This is a genomic window from Delftia tsuruhatensis NBRC 16741, assembly GCF_001571325.1.
In the GTDB taxonomy this organism is placed as follows: Bacteria; Pseudomonadota; Gammaproteobacteria; order Burkholderiales; family Burkholderiaceae_C; genus Comamonas; species Comamonas tsuruhatensis.
Genome location: NZ_BCTO01000016.1, coordinates 18,092 through 36,266, shown reverse-complemented (window position 1 = coordinate 36,266; position 18,175 = coordinate 18,092). Strand labels below are relative to the sequence as shown.

Here is an 18,175-nt window from a genome sequence, read left to right as displayed (position 1 = left end):
GGTTTGAACCGCTCTGCATCAACGGCCTTTTCCGGGCGCGAGGGTGCCATTTTCAGATTTCTCCTAGCCACCCGCTGCTGCATTCAGCTGCCGCCCAGCACCCCACGCGCAATGATGCTGCGCTGCACTTCGGACGAGCCTTCGTAGATGCGCAGGATGCGCGCATCGCGCACCAGGCGCTCCAGCGGCATTTCGCGCGTGTAGCCGTAGCCGCCGTGGATCTGCAGGGCCTCGTCGGTGACGAAGCCCACCATTTCGGACGCATGCAGCTTGGCCATGGCCGAGTGCTGGGTGAAGGGCTGGCCTGCCTGGCGCAAGGCCAGGGCCTGCATGGTCAGCGCCCATGAGGACTCCAGCCGCAGCTTCATGTCTGCCAGCTTCCACTGGATGCCCTGTTTCGTGGCCAGCGGCTCGCCGCCGACCAGGCGCTGATTGGCCCATTGCGCGGCGGCGGCCAGGGCGGCCTCGGCCACGCCCAGGGCGGTGGCCGCCACGTCCAGGCGGCTGTTGTCCAGCACCTTCATGGCCGTCTTGAAGCCCGTGCCCTCGGCGCCCAGCCGGTGGCTGGCAGGCACGCGCACGCCGTCCAGCGAGACCTCGAAGGCATGGCCGCCGCGGATGCCCATGAGTTTTTCGGGCGCCGAGACCTGGATGCCGGGCAGATCGCGCGGCACGATGAAGGCGCTGACGCCGCGCGCGCCGGCCTCCATGTCGGTCTTGGCGAAGACCACCATGAAGCGCGCCTCGGCGGCGTTGGAGATGAAGTGCTTGACGCCCGTGATCAGATAGTCGTCCCCATCGCGCACGGCGCGCGTGCGCATGTCGGCCGGGTGGGATCCGCCGCGCGGCTCGGTCAGCGCAAAGGCCGCCAGCCATTGGCCGCTGGCGCAGCGCGGCAGCCACTGCTGGCGCTGGGCGTCGTCGCCGCCGATGAGCACGGCGTCCGTGCCCAGGTAGTGGGCGCCGATCATGGACGAGGTGGCCGCGCAGGCGCGCGAGATGGCCACCAGGGACAGCAGCATGGCCGTGGGCGTGACGCCGGGGCCGCCCAGGGCCTCGGGCAGGTTCATGCCCATCACGCCCAGGGCCGACAGGCCCGGCACATGGCAGGTGGCGGACAGCGCCTCTTCGTCCATGCGCTGCGCCAGCGGGGCGAGTGCGTCGTCGGCAAAGCGGGCCACGGCATCGGCAATGGCGTGGTCGTCGGCGGTGGTGCCCAGTCGTTGGAAGTTCATGTCGGTTGCTCAATGTGATGGGGAAGAGGGGGCTGCGCCTGCGGTGCCCAGGGCACCGGATGCGCGCAGCGCGGCAATGGCTTCGGCACCCCGGCCCAGCCACTGCGAGAGCAGGGCGTCGGTGTGCTCGCCCAGGGCCGGTGCGCGCTCGGCGCGGTTGGGTGCGGCGCCGCTGAAATGCACGGGCTGGGTGGGCAGGCGCAGGCCGGGCAGGCGCGGGTCCTGCACCGCGCCGAGCAGGCCGCGCGCCTGGCTCTGGGGCGACTCCAGCGCCTGGGCAATGTTCCAGATGGGGGCGGCGGGCACGCCGGCCGCATCCAGCGCGGCCACCACCTGCGCCACTTCATGCCGGCCGGCCCAGGCCTCGATGGCCTCGCGCAGCGCGGGTTCGTGGGCCGAGCGTGATTCGTCGCTGGCAAAGCGCGGGTCGCCGGCCAGGCTGCCCAGCTCCATGGCCTGCAGGGCGGCGGCGAACAGCTTGTTGTTGAGCACGGCCAGCGCGAAGTGGCCATCGCCTGCGCGGTACACGCCGAAGGGCGCGGACAGCGGATGGCGGTTGCCCACGCGGCGCGCGGGCCGGCCCGTGAACAGGTAGCGCGCCACCGAGGTGGCCAGAAAGCTCAGCGTGGTGTCGAACATGGCCACGTCCACCTGCTGGCCCTGCCCGGTGGCGCGGGCCTGCAGCAGCGCGGCCAGCGTGGCCCAGGAGGCGAACAGGCCGGCCACCACGTCGCTGACGGCCTCGCCCACGACGGTGGGCGCGCCATCGGGCTCGCCCGTGGCCTCCATGAGGCCGCTCATGGCCTGCACGATGATGTCGTAGGCCGGCCGGTGGGCCAGCGGCCCGGTCTGGCCGAAGCCCGAGACGCTGACATAGACCAGGCGCGGATTGAGTGCCCGCAACTGGCTTGCGCCGATGCCCAGGCGCTCGGCCACGCCGGGGCGGAAGTTCTCCACCACCACGTCGGCCTGGGCGGCCATCTCGCGGACCAGGGCCACGGCCTCGGGGTGCTTGAGGTCCAGCACCAGGCTTTGCTTGTTGCGGTTCATCACCGTGAACAGCGCGCTTTCGCCGTTGTTCATGGGGCCGATGGCGCGGTAGTCGTCGCCCTGCGGCGGCTCGATCTTGACGACCTCGGCGCCCAGGTCGGCCAGCAGGGCCGTGGACAGCGGCCCGGCCAGCACGCGCGTGAAGTCGAGGATGCGCACGCCGTCCAGCGGGCGGGCGGTACTGGCAGGGGCGGGGGGCGAGGCGGATTCGGTCATTGATGCAGCCATGGACAGGTGGTGGATGGCTGCATGCTGGCCCGCAATTGAATCAATGGAAAATATTCAATCCTGATGCAATGCATTCAAAAAGATGATCCATATCAGCCTCCGGCAGCTTGAGTACTTCGTGGCCGCTGCACGCCATGGCAGTGCGGCGCGCGCGGCAGAAGCCATCGGCGTGTCCCAGCCGTCCATCTCCAAGGCGATTGCCGACCTGGAGGCGCAGTGGGGCGAGGCGCTGTTCGTGCGCCGCCATGCCAGGGGGCTGGATCTCACGGCGGCCGGCGCGGTGCGCAGCCGCGATGCCCAGGCGCTGCTGGACGGCGCACGCAGCCTGCAGGGGCCGCGCACGGCGGCGGTGGCGGGCGTGCTGCGCCTGGGCTTTCTGAGCACGCTGGGCGCGCGCTGGGTGCCGGCGCTGCTGGCGCAGATGCAGCGCCGCCATCCCGGCATTGCGCTGGAGCTGGTGGAGGGCGATATCGCCTCGCTCACGCAGCAGGTGGAGCGCGGCGAGCTCGATGCGGCCCTGCAGTACAACACGGGCCTGGCGCGTCCCCGCATGGAGCTGCTGCCCGTGGCGGCGCTGCCGCCCTATGTGCTGCTGCCGCAGCGCCATGCGCTGGCGGCCAGGACCAGCGTGGGGCTGGCCGAGGTGGCCCGCTACCCGCTGGTGCTGATCAACCTGCCGCACAGCCGCGAGTATTTCCTGTCGCTGTTCCGCGAGGCCGGCGTGACGCCGCTGGTGGCCCATGAGTTCGCCTCCATCGAGATGCTGCGCTCCATGGTGGCCAATGGCCACGGCCTGAGCGTGCTGACCACGCGGCCAGTGGTGGACCGCGCCCACGATGGCCAGCGCCTGGCCTGCCGCCGCATCCGGGGCCGCGTGGCCCCCCAGGGCGTGGTGCTGGCCGTGCCGGCGGGCAATGCCTCGCCGCTGATTGCACCGTTCTTGAAGGTGGCGCGTGCCGTGATTGCACCGTAGCGGCGCGCAGCCCCGTGGCATGCACCACGGTGGTGAGCTGTTACCCGGGATTTTCCCCAGGTTGTATGGACAAGCTTGGTTGGCACGGCATTTGCTGTTGCTCTCCGTGTTGATCGCAGGTAGATGCAGGATGCTCGCTCCATCACCGGTTTGCCGGGTAATCCTGTATATACATGTCCGGTCGGCAAAAACACACTTCGGGCTCCCGCACTGGTCTGCCTGCGGACCCCGAAACTGCCATCGCCAACTTGCTTTCCCGACCGAGGAGTGCCACATGAGTTCGATCCCCACGTTCCGCCGCCTGCCCCTGGGGCCGCTGGCCGCCGCCCTCTGCCTTGCCGCCGCACTGCAGCCCGCTGCCGCGCAGGAGACCAAGATCACCCTGGGCATGTCGGGCTGGACCGGCTTCGCGCCGCTGACCCTGGCCGACAAGGCCGGCATCTTCAAGAAGAACGGCCTGGCGGTGGACCTGAAGATGATTCCGCAGAAGGACCGCCACCTGGCCCTGGCCTCGGGCGCCATCCAGTGCGCGGCCACCACCATCGAGACGCATGTGGCCTGGAACACGAACGGCGTGCCCATCGTGCAGATCTTCCAGATGGACAAGTCCTACGGTGCCGACGGCATCGCCGTGCGCAATGATGTCAAGGGCTTCGCCGACCTCAAGGGCAAGACGGTGGCCGTGAGCGCGCCGGGCACGGCGCCGTACTTCGGCCTGGCCTGGATGCTGCACAAGAACGGCATGACCATGAAGGATGTGAAGACCGTCTCGCTGGAGCCCCAGCCCGCGGCCCAGGCCTTCGTGGCCGGCCAGAACGATGCGGCCATGAGCTACGAGCCCTACCTGTCCACCATCCGCGCCAACCCGGCCGCGGGCAAGATCCTGGCCACCACCATCGACTACCCCATGGTCATGGACACGGTGGGCTGCGATCCCAAGTGGCTCAAGGCGAACACGGCCGCCGCCAAGGCGCTGGCCCAGTCGTATTTCGATGCGGTGGCCATGATCGAGGCCGACAAGACCAAGTCCTTCGAGATCATGGGCACGGCCGTCAAGCAAAGCGGCGAGCAGTTCGGCAAGTCGGCCTCCTACCTCAAGTGGTCCGACAAGGAAGCCAACCAGAAATTCTTCGCCAACGAGCTGGTGCCGTTCATGAAGGAATCGGCCGTGATCCTCAAGGAGGCCGGCATCATCCGCTCCATCCCCGAGAACTATGGCGTGATGTACGACGCCAGCTTCATCCAGTAAGCCCGCCAGGGGATGACCATGCAAGCCGCATCCACTTCCGCAGTCCAGCCGGCTAACAAGCCCATGACCCACGCCACACCGCACGCTCCCGCGCCCGCCGCGGCGCCAGCCCCCGTCCGCCGCCGCCGCATGGCGCCGCTGGAGCCCGTCAGCCCCACGGCCAAGTGGGTGCTGGGTGTGGCTTTCTTCGTGCTGTTCTTTCTCGTCTGGGCGGCTGTGACGCTGGGCGGCTTCGTCTCCCCGACCTTCCTGGCCAGCCCCATGACCATGGCGCGCGAGGGCGTGCTGCTGTTCACCGAGTACGGCTTCCTGCACGACATCGGCATGACGGTCTGGCGCGTGATGGGCGGCTTCATCCTGGCCTCGGTCGTGGCCGTGCCGCTGGGCATCGCCATGGGCGCCTGGAAGCCGGTCGAGGCCTTCTTCGAGCCCTTCGTGTCGTTCTGCCGCTACCTGCCGGCCTCGGCCTTCATCCCGCTGCTGATCCTGTGGGCCGGCGTGGGCGAGACGCAGAAGCTGCTGGTCATCTTCATCGGCTCGGTGTTCCAGATCACGCTGATGGTGGCCGTCACCGTGGGCGGCGCGCGCAAGGACCTGGTGGAGGCCGCCTACACGCTGGGCGCCTCCAACACCGGCGTGGTGCGCCGCGTGCTGATCCCGGGCGCCGCGCCCGGCATTGCCGAGACGCTGCGCCTGGTGCTGGGCTGGGCCTGGACCTATGTGATCGTGGCCGAGCTGATCGGCTCGTCCTCGGGCATCGGCCACATGATCACCGACAGCCAGGCGCTGCTGAACACGGGCCAGATCATCTTCGGCATCATCGTGATCGGCCTCATCGGCCTGGTGTCCGATTTCATCTTCAAATCGCTGAACCGTCGCATGTTCGAGTGGAGCACCCTGTGAAAAGGATCTACCCCCTGAGCGGCTGCGCCGCTTCCCCCTTGAAGGGGGACGACACCCTCGGTGCGGGGCGGCCCTTCCTCGGTGTCTCTGAGGGGAGTCGCGCCGGTTGCAGCCGCCGTGAATATTGACAAGCGCCCTGGAGAATCGTGATGAATCTTTTGTCCATTCAAGGTGTTTCGCGCACCTTCACCAGCCACAAGGGCACGAGCACGCAGGCCTTGCTGCCTGTGGATTTCGAGGTCCGCGAGAACGACTTCGTCACCATCCTCGGCCCCTCGGGCTGCGGCAAGTCCACCATGCTGCGCATTGCGGCGGGGCTGGATTTCCCGACCACGGGCCAGGTGCTGCTGGACGGCCGCGCCGTGGACGGGCCGGGCGCCGACCGGGGCATGGTGTTCCAGAGCTACACGCTGTTCCCCTGGCTGACGGTGGCCCAGAACATCCGCTTCGGCCTGCGCGAGAAGGGCGTGAGCGAGGCGCTGCAAAAGGAGCGCAGCGACTACTTCATCGCCAAGGTGGGGCTGCGCGGCTTCGAGAACCACTTTCCCAAGCAGCTGTCGGGCGGCATGCAGCAGCGCACGGCCATTGCGCGCGCGCTGGCCAATGATCCCAAGATCCTGCTCATGGACGAGCCCTTCGGCGCACTCGACAACCAGACCCGCGTGCTCATGCAGGAGCTGCTGCTGGGCATCTGGGAGGCCGAGCGCAAGACCGTGATGTTCGTCACCCACGACATCGACGAGGCCATCTTCATGGCCAACCGCGTGGCCGTGTTCAGCGCGCGCCCGGGCCGCATCAAGGCCGACATCCCCGTGAACCTGCCGCATCCGCGCCACTACACGGTCAAGACATCGCCCGAGTTCATGGAGCTGAAAGCCCGGCTGACCGAAGAGATTCGCGCAGAGTCGCTGGCTGCTGCTGCACACTGACGCTTTTCATGACCACTGCCCACACCATGTCTTCCCGCTCCACGGCTTCTCGTCTTTCCGCAACGACGGCGGAGGTGCCCATGGCCCTGTACCAGCAGGTCAAGGACCATGTGATGCGCAAGATCGCCGATGGCTCGCTGTCGGCCGGCGAGCGCGTGCCGTCCGAGCAGGAGCTGGTGCAGGAGTTCGGCGTGGCCCGCATGACGGCCAACCGCGCGCTGCGCGAGCTGGCCGAGCAGGGCGTGATCGTGCGGGTGGCGGGCGTGGGCTCCTTCGTGGCCGAGGAAAAGCCGCAGTCCACGCTGCTGCGCATCGCCAACATCGCCGAGGAAATCCGCCAGCGCGGCCATGACCACCGCTTCGAGCTGATCAGCGTGCGCCGCGAGTCGGCCTCGCCCGAGGCGGCGGCCTCGCTGCAGCTGTCCGCCGGCAGCTCGGTGTTCCACCTGCAGGGCGTGCATTTCGAGAACGACGTGCCCGTGCAGCTGGAAGACCGCCATGTGAACCCGCGCATGGCGCCGGACTTCATGGAGCAGGACTTCTCGCTGATCCAGCCTTCGGTGTACCTGGTGCGCAACGTGCCCTTCGACCAGATCGAGCATGTGGTGGACGCCATGCTGCCCACGCCCGAGCAGGCACGCTGGCTGCAGATGGAGACCGACCAGCCCTGCCTGACGCTGACGCGCCGCACCTGGTACCTGGGCACGCCCGTGACCTGGGTGCACTGCGTGCATCCGGGCATGCGCTACCGGCTGGGCAGCCGCTTTCGCACCGACGGCGGATCGCACGACGGCTGAGGCCGGAAAGGCGGGGTTCCCGCTCTTGCGCTGTTCCGCTTCGATTGATATTGTATAGACAGGCATAGACATCCATCCTGGCACATCCTTCCAGACACCGACAGGGCATCACCATGAACACCATCACGACTCCCGGCCTCACCTCCCGTCCCGGCACCGCGCTGACGCTGCAGCCCGGCCAGGTCACCCTGGCCCAGCTGCGGGCCATACAGCAGGGCGGCGTGCGCCTGTCCATGGCGGCGTCCGCCTACGAGCGCATGCGCGCCGCCCAGGCCCATGTGCAGCACATCGTGGATGAGGACCAGGTCGTCTATGGCATCAACACCGGCTTCGGCAAGCTGGCCTCCACCAAGATCGCCCATGACCGCCTGGCAGAGCTGCAGCGCAACCTGGTGCTGTCGCACAGCGTGGGCACGGGCGATCCGCTGCCCGACGCCGTGGTGCGCCTGGTGCTGGCCACCAAGGCCGTGAGCCTGGCGCGCGGCCACTCGGGCGTGCGCCCCGAGCTGGTCGATGCGCTGCTGGCCCTGGCCAACGCCGACGTGCTGCCCGTGATTCCCGCCAAGGGCTCGGTGGGCGCCTCCGGCGACCTGGCGCCGCTGTCGCACCTGGCCTGCGTGCTGATCGGCGAAGGCCAGGCCAAGATCGATGGACAGGTGGTGTCCGGCACCGAGGCCATGCGCCACGTGGGCCTGGAGCCCTTCGTGCTCGGCCCCAAGGAAGGGCTGGCCCTGCTCAACGGCACCCAGGTATCCACGGCGCTGGCCCTGGTGGGCCTTTTCCAGGGCGAGAGCGTGTTTGCCGCCGGCCTGGTGGCGGGCTGCCTGACGCTGGAGGCCATCAAGGGCTCGGTCAAGCCGTTTGACGCCCGCATCCACGAGGCGCGCGGCCAGCTTGGCCAGATCGCCGTGGCCGCCGCCGTGCGCGAACTGCTGGACGGCAGCGCCATCGACACCTCCCACCCCCACTGCGGCCGCGTGCAGGACCCGTACTCCATCCGCTGCGTGCCCCAGGTCATGGGCGCCTGCCTGGACAACCTCAGCCATGCGGCCCGCGTGCTGGTGATCGAGGCCAACGCCGCCTCGGACAACCCGCTGGTCTTCGACAACGGCGACGTGATCTCGGGCGGCAACTTCCATGCCGAGCCCGTGGCCTTCGCGGCCGACATCATCGCCCTGGCCCTGGCCGAGATCGGCGCCATCTCCGAGCGCCGCATGGCCCTGCTGCTGGACACCGGCCTGTCGGGCCTGCCTGCCTTCCTGATTGCCGACAGCGGCGTGAACTCGGGCTTCATGATCGCCCAGGTCACGGCTGCCGCCCTGGCTGCCGAGAACCAGTGCCTGGCCCATCCCAGCAGCGTCACCAGCCTGCCCACCTCGGCCAACCAGGAAGACCATGTCTCCATGGCCACCTACGGCGCGCGGCGCCTGGGCGAGATGGCGCGCAACACCGCCGTCATCGTGGGCGTGGAAGCCATGGCCGCCGCCCAGGGCATGGACTTCGACCGCAGCCTGAGCAGCTCCGAGCTGATCGAGGCGCAGTACGCGCTGATCCGCAGCCAGGTTCCCCATCTCGACCGTGACCGCTACCTGGCACCCGACATCGAAACCATGCGCCAGTGGGCGCTTGCCACGGACTGGCCCCAGGCCATCGTCCGCCACCTGCCCAGCCACCAGGCTGCCTGAACCCCGCAACCGCTCACCCTACGCACCCAGGAGATCGCCATGAACGCCAACGACGCCATCCTCAACGCCAACGCGGCCACCGCTGCCACCAATCCCCGCTATGACGCCAGCCGCGTCATCCGCGCCCCGCGCGGCAGCGAACTGCACTGCAAGAACTGGCTGGCCGAGGCCGCCTACCGCATGCTGCAGAACAACCTGGACCCCGACGTGGCCGAGAACCCCAAGGCCCTGGTGGTCTACGGCGGCATCGGCCGCGCGGCGCGCAACTGGGAGTGCTATGACCAGATCCTGGAGTCGCTGAAAAAGCTGGAGGCCGACGAGTCCCTGCTGATCCAGTCGGGAAAGCCCGTGGGCGTGTTCAAGACGCACGAGAACGCACCGCGCGTGCTGCTGGCCAACTCCAACCTCGTGCCCCAGTGGGCCAACTGGGAGCACTTCAACGAGCTGGACCAGAAGGGCCTGTTCATGTACGGCCAGATGACGGCCGGCAGCTGGATCTACATCGGCGCCCAGGGCATCGTGCAGGGCACGTTCGAGACCTTCGTCGAGGCCGGCCGCCAGCACTACAACAACGACCTCACGGGCAAGTGGATCCTCACGGCGGGCCTGGGCGGCATGGGCGGTGCCCAGCCCCTGGCAGGCGTGCTGGCCGGTGCCTGCGTGCTGGCCATCGAATGCCAGCAAAGCAGCATCGACTTCCGCCTGCGCACGCGCTACCTGGACAAGCAGGCGCGCGACATCGACCACGCGCTGGAGCTCATCGCCCAGCACACGGCTGCGGGCGAGGCCATCTCCATCGGCCTGCTGGGCAATGCCGCCGAAATCCTGCCCGAGCTGGTGCGCCGCGCAAAGGCCGGCGGCGCCCGCCCCGACATCGTGACCGACCAGACCTCGGCCCATGACCTGATCAACGGCTACCTGCCCGTGGGCTGGACCGTGAACGAGTGGCGTGCCGCCGCGGCCGACCCGTCGCGCCATGCCCAGCTCAAGGCCGCTGCCGCCCAGGGCTGCGCCCAGCATGTGCAGGCCATGCTGGACTTCCAGGCCATGGGCATTCCCACGGTGGACTACGGCAACAACATCCGCCAGGTGGCCCTGGACCAGGGCGTGAAGAACGCCTTCGACTTCCCCGGCTTCGTGCCCGCCTACATCCGGCCGCTGTTTTGCGAGGGCAAGGGCCCGTTCCGCTGGGTGGCCCTGTCCGGCGACCCCGAGGACATCTACAAGACCGACGCCAAGATCAAGGAACTGTTCCCCGACAACAAGCACACCCACCGCTGGCTGGACATGGCGCGCGAGCGCATCAGCTTCCAGGGCCTGCCCGCGCGCATCTGCTGGCTGGGACTGGGCGAGCGCCACAAGGCGGCCCTGGCCTTCAACGAGATGGTGAAGAACGGCGAACTCAAGGCCCCCATCGTGATCGGCCGCGACCACCTGGACTGCGGCTCGGTGGCCAGCCCCAACCGCGAGACCGAATCCATGAAGGACGGCACGGACGCCGTCAGCGACTGGCCGCTGCTCAACGCCCTGCTCAACACCGCAGGCGGCGCCACCTGGGTCAGCCTGCACCACGGCGGCGGCGTGGGCATGGGCTACTCCCAGCATGCGGGCGTGGTCATCGTGGCCGACGGCACGGACGAGGCCGCAGCCCGCCTGGGCCGCGTGCTCTGGAACGATCCGGCCACCGGCGTCATGCGCCATGCGGATGCGGGCTACGACATCGCCGTGGCGGCCGCCAAGCGCCATCAGCTGAACCTGCCCATGGTCAAGTGAGCCGCTTGCAGGACACCACGGCCATGCAGCGTTTCAACCTGAACCAGATCGCCGCCAGCCCCTGGAAGAACGGGGGCGGCAGCACGCGCGAGATCGCCTGCTGGCCGCCCGGGGCCGGCATGGAGGCCTTTGGCTGGCGCATCAGCGTGGCCACCATTGACCAGCCCGGCCCGTTCTCGGCCTTTGCAGGCGTGGACCGGCAGATCATGCTGCTCGATGGCGACGGCGTGCACCTGCGCGGCGAAGGCATCGACCATGTGCTGGACGCGCGCTGGCAGCCGTTTGCCTTCTCCGGCGATGTGGCGCTGGGCTGCTCGCTGCTGGGCGGCACTTCCACCGACTTCAACGTGATGGCGCGGCGCGGCCGGTGGCGGGCGCAGGTCCAGGTGCTGGACAGCGCTGCCGACGCCGGCCGCGCCGACGCCGGCCTGTGCATGGTGCTGCAGGGCGACTGGCAGGCGGATGGCGCTGCGCTCATCCCCGGCCAGGGCCTGTGGTGGAGCGCGCAGCAGCCCGACCCGCAGCAGCTGGTGCCGCAGACCGACGACGCGCGGCTGGTGCAGGTGCTGCTGCAAGCCTGCTGACGACCCACGACATCCAAGGAATCACCTCCATGACCGAGCCCCACGCACCCGCTTCTGCATCCGCTTGCGCACTCGCTCCATCCTCTTCGGCCGACGGCTGCTGGCAGAACCTGCGCCTGGCGCCTGACATGTTCGAGGCCGGCCAGGCCGTGGGTGACGGGGAGGATGCCTGCATCGTGGTGCAGCAGGGCCGCGTGGCCTGGGTGGGGCCGCAGCAGGCCCTGCCGCCCGCATATGCGGCCCTGCCGCGCCATGACGGCCAGGGCATGCTGGCCACGCCGGGCCTGGTCGATTGCCACACCCACCTGGTCTATGGCGGCGAGCGCGCCAACGAATTCGCCATGCGCCTGGACGGCGCCAGCTACGAGGAAGTGGCACGCGCCGGCGGCGGCATCGTCTCCAGCGTGCGTGCCACGCGCGAGGCCAGCGAGGACGAGCTGTTCGCCCAGGCCCTGCCGCGCCTGCAGCAGCTGCTGGACGAGGGCGTCTGCGCCATCGAGATCAAGTCGGGCTACGGCCTGGCGCTGGAGCACGAGCGCAAGCAGCTGCGCGTGGCCCGGCGCCTGGGCCAGGCCCTGGGCGTGACCGTGCGCACCACCTTCCTGGGCGCGCATGCGCTGCCGCCCGAGTACGCAGGGCGCAGCCAGGACTACATCGACCTCGTCGCCGGCACCATGCTGCCCGCGCTGGCGGCCGAGGGCCTGGTCGATGCGGTCGATGTGTTCTGCGAGCGCATCGCCTTCTCGCTGGCCGAGACCGAGCAGGTCTTCCAGGCCGCACGCCGCCTGGGCCTGCCCGTCAAGCTGCATGCCGAGCAGCTGTCGAACATGGAGGGGGCGGCCCTCGCGGCCCGCTATGGCGCGCTGTCGTGCGACCACATCGAGCACCTGTCGGAAGCAGGTATCGCCGCCATGCGCGGCGCGGGTTCCGTGGCCGTGCTGCTGCCCGGCGCCTACTACACGCTGCGTGACACCCACATGCCGCCCATCGCGGGCCTGCGCGCCGCGGGCGTTCCCATGGCCGTCTCTACCGATCACAATCCGGGCACCTCCCCCTGCCTGAGCCTTTTGCTCATGGCCAACATGGCCTGCACCCTGTTCCGGCTCACCGTGCCCGAGGCCCTGGCGGGCATCACCCGCCATGCCGCGCGCGCCCTGGGCCTGCAGGACGAGCATGGCCTGATCGCGGCCGGCCGTCCCGCCCACTTCGTGCTCTGGCCCGTGCGCCATGCGGCCGAGCTGGCCTACTGGTTCGGCAGCAAGCCTGACTGCACCATCGTGCGACAGGGCCGCATCGTGCGGACCCGCGGGCAGGGGAGCCACTGAAAGCCTGTCCCATGCCCCATGCACTGTTTCTCGATGAATTGATTTCCACCCTGGGCGCCGAAGTGGCGCAGCGCGGCGACGATGTGCCCGCGCGCTACCACACCGACTGGAGCGGCACGCCGCCCCAGCGCCCGCTGGCCCTGGTGCGCCCGCGCAGCACCGACGAGGTCAGCGCGCTCATGCGCCTGTGCACGGCCCACCGCGTGCCTGTCGTGCCCCAGGGCGGGCTCACGGGCCTGGCCGGTGCGGCCGTGCCCGTGCCGGGTGCCGTGGCCGTCTCCATGGAGCGCATGAATGCCATCGAGGACGTGAACGCGCGCACCGCGCTGATGACCGTGCAGGCCGGCGCCACGCTGCAGGCCGTGCAGGAAGCGGCCGTGGCCGCAGGCATGGTCTTCGGCGTGGACCTGGGCGCGCGCGGCAGCTGCCAGATCGGCGGCAACGTGGCCACCAATGCGGGCGGCAACGGCGTGCTGCAGCACGGCATGATGCGCGAGCAGGTGCTGGGCCTGGAGGTGGTGCTGGCCGACGGCACGGTGCTGCCCATGCTGCGCCCCATGCTCAAGAACAACACGGGCTACGACCTCAAGCAGTTCTTCATCGGCTCGGAGGGCACGCTGGGCATCGTCACGCGCGTGCTGCTGCGCCTGCGCCCCGCGCCCCAGGCCCGCGCCACGGCCCTGGTGGCCGTGCCGGACTTCGATGCGGCGCTGTCCGTGCTCGCGCGCATGCAATCGCGCTTTGGCAACGGCGTGGCGGCCTTCGAGCTGATGTGGGACAGCTTCATCCAGGCCTCCATCCGCTGGCAGAAGCTGCAGCCGCCGTTTGGCCAGGCGCATGCGCTGCTGGCCCTGATCGATGTGGACGGCAAGGACGAGGCTACGCTGCGCGCCGACGTGGAAGAGGCCCTGGGCGAGGCCATGGAGGCCGGCGAGGTGGCCGATGCCGTCATCGCCCAATCCGTGGCACAGGCGCGCCAGCTGTGGAAGCTGCGCGAGGCGCCGGCCGAGCTCAACACGAACATGCATCCGCCCGTGAACTTCGACGTCAGCCTGCCCCAGGCCGACATCGGCCGCTTTGCCGATGCCTGCCGCGCCGCGTTCGACGCGCGCTGGCCCGGCCACCACACGCTGTTCTTCGGCCATGTGGGCGACGGCAACCTGCATGTCTCGGTGGACGGTGCCACCGCCAACGGCGACTGCGAAGGCGTCGAGGCCGCGTTGTACCACCTGGTCGGCGAGTTCGGCGGCAGCGTCTCGGCCGAGCACGGCATCGGCCTGCACAAGAAGCCCTATCTCGGCGCCAGCCGCACCCCGGCCGAACTGGCCGTGATGCGCGCCATCAAGCAGGCGCTGGACCCCCTGCATCTGTTCAACCCCGGCAAGGTATTCGACCTATGAACGCTCCCGCCCTCCACGCGATCCACACCCTGGCACGCCCCGAAGTGCCGCCGCTGCCGCCCTACAACGCAGGCCTGTCCTCCGAGGCCGTGCGGGCGCGCTACGGCGTCACCGAGATCGCGCGGCTGGCGAGCAACGAGAACCCCTTTGGCGCCAGCCCTGCCGTGGCCCGCGCCCTGGCCGACCTGGCCCTGCACGTGGGCACCTATCCCGATGCGCAATGCACGGCGCTGCGCGCGGCCATCGCCGCGCGCACCGGCGTGCCGGCCGAGGCCATTGCCGTGGGCAACGGCTCCGAGGACATCCTGCAGATGCTGTGCCAGGCGTTTCTCTCGCCCGGCGACCGCGTGCTCACCCAGCGCCCGGCCTTCGGCCTGCACGAGATCTACCCGCGCATGATGGGCGCCCGCGTCGAGCTGCTGGAGCTGACGCCCGCGCTGGACTTCGACGTCGATGCCTGGTGCCAGGCGCTGGCGCGCGGTCCCAAGATCGCCATGCTGGCCAATCCCTCCAATCCCGTGGGCTGCATGTTCAGCGCCCGCGATTTCGCGCGCCTGCTGGACGCCACGCCGCCGCAGACCCTGCTGGTGGTGGACGAGGCCTACTACGAGTACGCCCTGCACGCCGACGGCTACCCCGACGTGCTGGCCCTGCTGCGCGGCCGCGCCATGCCCTGGATCGTGCTGCGCACCTTCTCCAAGGCCTGGGGCCTGGCAGGCCTGCGCGTGGGCTATGGCCTGGCCAGCGACGCGGCCCTGGTGCAACTGCTGGACCGCGTGCGCACGCCCTTCAACGTCAACCAGGCCGCCCAGGCGGCGGCGCTGGCGGCCTGGGGCGACGAGGGCTTCATGCAGCGCGGCGTGGCCGAGACCGTGCGCCTGCGCGATGTGCTGGCGCAGCGGCTGGCCGCCCTGCCTGCCCTGCCCGCACTTCGGATAGCGCCTTCGGCCGCCAACTTCCTGTTCATCGACATCGGCCGCCCCAACGGCCCCGTGAACGAGGCGCTGCTGGCCCGGGGCCTGATCGTCAAGCCCTGGAAGGAGCCGGGCTTCGAGCACTTCATCCGCGTCTCCGTGGGCACCGAGGCCGACAACGAACGCTTCGTGCGCGCGCTGGCCGAGATCCTGGAGGCCGGGCAATGAGCGGCATCGACCCGACACCCGACAGCCGCACGCTGTTCGCCGAGCATGCGCTGCTGCCCACGGGCTGGGCGCGCAATGTGCTGCTGCGCTGGGATGGCGCAGGGCGCCTGCAGGCCGTACAGGCCGACGCACAGCCCGGCAACGGGCCGCGCGCGCCCGGCCCTGTGCTGCCCGGCATGCCCAACCTGCACTCGCATGCCTTCCAGCGCGCCTTTGCGGGCCTGACCGAATACCGCGCCGAGGCCCAGGACAGCTTCTGGAGCTGGCGCGACCTCATGTACCGCTTTGCCGCGCGCATCACGCCCGAGTCGCTGGAGGCCATCGCCACCTGGCTGTACGTGGAGATGCTGGAGGCCGGCTACACCTCGGTCTGCGAATTCCACTACGTGCACCACGACCGGGATGGCCGGCCCTACGCCGACGACGCCACGCTGTCCCTGGCCCTGCTGCGCGCCGCGCGCAAGGCCGGCATGGGCATCACCCTGCTGCCCGTGCTCTACCAGACCAGCGGCTTCGGCGGCAAGCCGCCGCGCGCCGACCAGGCGCGCTTCATCCGCAGCACCGACAACATGCTGGCCCTGCTGCAGCGCCTGCTGCCCGAGGCGCGCGCACAAGGCGCGGCCCTGGGCCTGGCGCCCCACTCGCTGCGCGCCGTGCCGCCCGACAGCCTGCGCGTGGCCGTGGAGGGCCTGACGGCGCTGGACGCGCGCGCGCCCATCCACATCCACATTGCCGAGCAGACCCAGGAGGTGGACGACTGCCTGGCCTGGAGCGGCCAGCGCCCCGTGCAATGGCTGCTGGAGCATGCCTCCGTGGACGCACGCTGGTGCCTGGTCCACGCCACCCACATGACGCCCGGTGAATACACGGGCGCCGCGCGCAGCGGCGCCGTGGCCGGCATCTGCCCCACCACCGAGGCCAACCTGGGCGATGGCATCTTCGACATGCCGCAATGGCTGGGCCACGGCGGCGCCTGGGGCGTGGGCTCGGACAGCCATGCCTGCGTCAACGCGGCCGAGGAACTGCTGATGCTCGAATACAGCCAGCGCCTGTCGCTGCGCCAGCGCAACGTGCTGGCAGGCCCCGACCCGCAGGTGGGCACCGCGCTGTGGACCGCTGCCGTGCAGGGCGGTGCCCAGGCCGCAGGCCGCCCCGTGGCCGGGCTGGCCGTGGGCCAGCAGGCCGACTTCCTGGCGCTGGACGCAGGCCATGTGGCACTGGCCGGCCTGCCGGTGCAGGCCATGGTCTCGGCCCATGTCTTCGGCAGCCACCGCAGCAGCGCGCTGCACAGCCTGTGGGTGGGCGGCGAGCGCCGCGTGCAGGCCGGACGGCATGCGCTGCACGAGGCGGCAGCCCGCGGCTTTGTCGCGGCCCGCGCGGCCACCCTGCAATCCTGAGGCCCCCGCATGCCATGGGCCCGCGAAACCCGCCAGAAACGTTCCAGAATCACGCCATGACCGATACCGCTCCCCCTCCCTTCATCTTCCACCAGGGCACGGCGCCGCTGCTGATCTCCATGCCGCATGCGGGCACCCATGTGCCGCCCGACATCGCCGCGCGCCTGACCGAGGAAGCCCGCCACGTGCCCGACACCGACTGGCACCTGCCGCGCCTGTACGAGTTCGCCAGGGCCATGGGCGCCTCCATCCTCGTGGCCACGCATTCGCGCTATGTGGTGGACCTGAACCGTCCGCCCGATGGCGCCAGCCTCTACCCGGGCCAGAGCGTCACCGGCCTGTGCCCCGTGGACACCTTCGACGACACGCCGCTGTACGCCGACCCGGCCGATGTGCCCGCAGACGCCGAGATCGCCGCGCGCCGCGAAGCCATCTGGGGCCCGTACCACGCACAGCTGCGCGCCGAGCTGGACCGCCTCAAGGCCGTGCACGGCACCGTGGCGCTGTGGGATGCGCACTCCATCCGCTCGGTGCTGCCGCGTTTCTTCGAAGGCAAGCTGCCCGACCTGAACCTGGGCACCGGCAAGGGCACGAGCTGCGCGCTGGAACTGGCCGAGCATCTGCTGGCCATTGCGCAGACCGCGCCAGGCCACACCGCCATACTCAACGGCCGCTTCACGGGCGGCTACATCACGCGCCACTACGGCCAGCCCGAGGCCGGCATCCACGCCGTGCAGCTGGAGATGACGCAGTGCAGCTACATGCAGGAAGCCCTGCCCTTCGACTACCTGCCCGAGCGCGCCGAACAGATCCAGCCCACGCTGCAGCGCATGCTGCAGGCGGTGCTGGACTTCGTCACGACACGGCGCGTGTCCTGATCAGCCTTCGTCGTGGCAGTGGCCCGGGCAGGGCCCGCCCATGGCCACGGGCGGCGGGTCGCCCAGCCAGCGGCGCGGCCCCGGGCCGTTCTGTGCGCACAGGTCGCCGGGGTTGTGCAGCACGCAGTGGCGCAGCGACAGGCAACCGCAGCCAATGCACTGGTCCAGGCTCTCGCTGAGCCGCTGCAGCTCGCCTATGCGGTCGTCCAGCCGCTGCTTCCAGACCCGCGACATCTTCTGCCAGTCCCCGCCCGTGGGGACATGGCGGCTGGGCAGCTTGGCCAGCTGCTCGGCGATCTCCTCCAGCGTGAAGCCGATGCGCTGGGCGAACACCACGAAGGCGATGCGCCGCAGCGACGAGCGGTGGTAGCGCCGGTGGCCGCTGGCGCTGCGCACGGACTCGATCAGGTTCAGCGACTCGTAAAAGCGCAGCGCCGAGGCCTTGACCCCGCTGCGCTGCGCCACGTCGCCGATGCTGAGCAGCGGATCATCCTCGGTTTTCATGGTGGCTTTCCTTCGTGGCTTGACTTCAAGTTCACTTGAACTCGAAGAATGCGGCCATTCTGAGCGAAAGCGCAGGAACAGGGCAACCGGGGCTTGTACCGCCCCTGCAGGCGTCCTGGCCGG

Annotated in this window: 16 protein-coding genes; 13 read left to right on the top strand and 3 right to left on the bottom strand. The window is 69.8% G+C overall.

The window, feature by feature from the left end:
- Positions 1 to 83: 83 nt before the first annotated feature.
- The gene (locus DTS01S_RS07420) at positions 84 to 1,235 is read right to left on the bottom strand and encodes an acyl-CoA dehydrogenase family protein (RefSeq protein ID WP_017405657.1); all 1,152 of its coding nucleotides are present in this window, start codon (positions 1,233 to 1,235) and stop codon (positions 84 to 86) included.
- Positions 1,236 to 1,244: 9 nt separating this feature from the next.
- Positions 1,245 to 2,501, bottom strand: coding sequence for a CaiB/BaiF CoA transferase family protein (locus DTS01S_RS07415; RefSeq protein ID WP_016447376.1), 1,257 nt, complete (start codon positions 2,499 to 2,501; stop codon positions 1,245 to 1,247).
- Between the two features lie 94 nt (positions 2,502 to 2,595).
- Between DTS01S_RS07415 and DTS01S_RS07410 the strand changes: the two genes are divergently transcribed.
- The 13 genes from DTS01S_RS07410 (at position 2,596) to hutG (ending at position 17,548) form a co-directional block, all read left to right on the top strand.
- Positions 2,596 to 3,486, top strand: a complete 891-nt coding sequence (locus DTS01S_RS07410) for a LysR substrate-binding domain-containing protein (protein WP_017405656.1) — start codon at positions 2,596 to 2,598, stop codon at positions 3,484 to 3,486.
- Between the two features lie 274 nt (positions 3,487 to 3,760).
- Complete coding sequence (locus DTS01S_RS07405) at positions 3,761 to 4,735, top strand: ABC transporter substrate-binding protein (protein ID WP_017405655.1); 975 nt, start codon at positions 3,761 to 3,763, stop codon at positions 4,733 to 4,735.
- A gap of 18 nt (positions 4,736 to 4,753) precedes the next feature.
- A complete protein-coding gene (locus DTS01S_RS07400; RefSeq protein ID WP_016447378.1) occupies positions 4,754 to 5,638 on the top strand; it encodes an ABC transporter permease in 885 nt (294 codons plus the stop codon).
- Positions 5,639 to 5,787: 149 nt separating this feature from the next.
- Positions 5,788 to 6,567 carry an ABC transporter ATP-binding protein gene (locus tag DTS01S_RS07395; protein ID WP_012202086.1) on the top strand — a complete coding sequence of 260 codons (780 nt, stop codon included), beginning with the start codon at positions 5,788 to 5,790 and terminating at the stop codon, positions 6,565 to 6,567.
- A 26-nt stretch (positions 6,568 to 6,593) separates the two neighbouring features.
- Positions 6,594 to 7,364 carry a histidine utilization repressor gene (hutC, locus tag DTS01S_RS07390; RefSeq protein WP_026062963.1) on the top strand — a complete coding sequence of 257 codons (771 nt, stop codon included), beginning with the start codon at positions 6,594 to 6,596 and terminating at the stop codon, positions 7,362 to 7,364.
- Positions 7,365 to 7,477: 113 nt separating this feature from the next.
- Positions 7,478 to 9,049 (top strand): histidine ammonia-lyase, encoded by a 1,572-nt coding sequence (hutH, locus tag DTS01S_RS07385; RefSeq protein WP_017407624.1) that lies wholly within the window; start codon positions 7,478 to 7,480, stop codon positions 9,047 to 9,049.
- A gap of 39 nt (positions 9,050 to 9,088) precedes the next feature.
- Positions 9,089 to 10,822, top strand: coding sequence for a urocanate hydratase (gene hutU, locus DTS01S_RS07380; protein ID WP_017407625.1), 1,734 nt, complete (start codon positions 9,089 to 9,091; stop codon positions 10,820 to 10,822).
- 23 nt (positions 10,823 to 10,845) lie between these two features.
- Positions 10,846 to 11,406 carry a HutD/Ves family protein gene (locus DTS01S_RS07375; protein ID WP_026062964.1) on the top strand — a complete coding sequence of 187 codons (561 nt, stop codon included), beginning with the start codon at positions 10,846 to 10,848 and terminating at the stop codon, positions 11,404 to 11,406.
- A 29-nt stretch (positions 11,407 to 11,435) separates the two neighbouring features.
- On the top strand, positions 11,436 to 12,731 hold the full coding sequence (gene hutI, locus DTS01S_RS07370) for an imidazolonepropionase (RefSeq protein ID WP_026062965.1): 1,296 nt from the start codon (positions 11,436 to 11,438) through the stop codon (positions 12,729 to 12,731).
- Between the two features lie 11 nt (positions 12,732 to 12,742).
- On the top strand, positions 12,743 to 14,131 hold the full coding sequence (locus tag DTS01S_RS07365) for an FAD-binding oxidoreductase (protein ID WP_017407628.1): 1,389 nt from the start codon (positions 12,743 to 12,745) through the stop codon (positions 14,129 to 14,131).
- The gene (locus DTS01S_RS07360) at positions 14,128 to 15,273 is read left to right on the top strand and encodes a histidinol-phosphate transaminase (protein WP_017407629.1); all 1,146 of its coding nucleotides are present in this window, start codon (positions 14,128 to 14,130) and stop codon (positions 15,271 to 15,273) included. The genes DTS01S_RS07365 and DTS01S_RS07360 overlap by 4 nt, the downstream gene beginning before the upstream one ends.
- Positions 15,270 to 16,670, top strand: a complete 1,401-nt coding sequence (locus tag DTS01S_RS07355) for a formimidoylglutamate deiminase (RefSeq protein WP_017407630.1) — start codon at positions 15,270 to 15,272, stop codon at positions 16,668 to 16,670. Before DTS01S_RS07360 ends, DTS01S_RS07355 begins: the two co-directional genes overlap by 4 nt.
- A gap of 14 nt (positions 16,671 to 16,684) precedes the next feature.
- Positions 16,685 to 17,548 carry an N-formylglutamate deformylase gene (gene hutG, locus DTS01S_RS07350; RefSeq protein WP_082774885.1) on the top strand — a complete coding sequence of 288 codons (864 nt, stop codon included), beginning with the start codon at positions 16,685 to 16,687 and terminating at the stop codon, positions 17,546 to 17,548.
- Here hutG and soxR read toward each other — a convergent pair whose 3' ends face one another.
- A complete protein-coding gene (gene soxR / locus DTS01S_RS07345) occupies positions 17,549 to 18,052 on the bottom strand; it encodes a redox-sensitive transcriptional activator SoxR (protein WP_012202096.1) in 504 nt (167 codons plus the stop codon).
- Between the last annotated feature and the right edge of the window lie 123 nt (positions 18,053 to 18,175).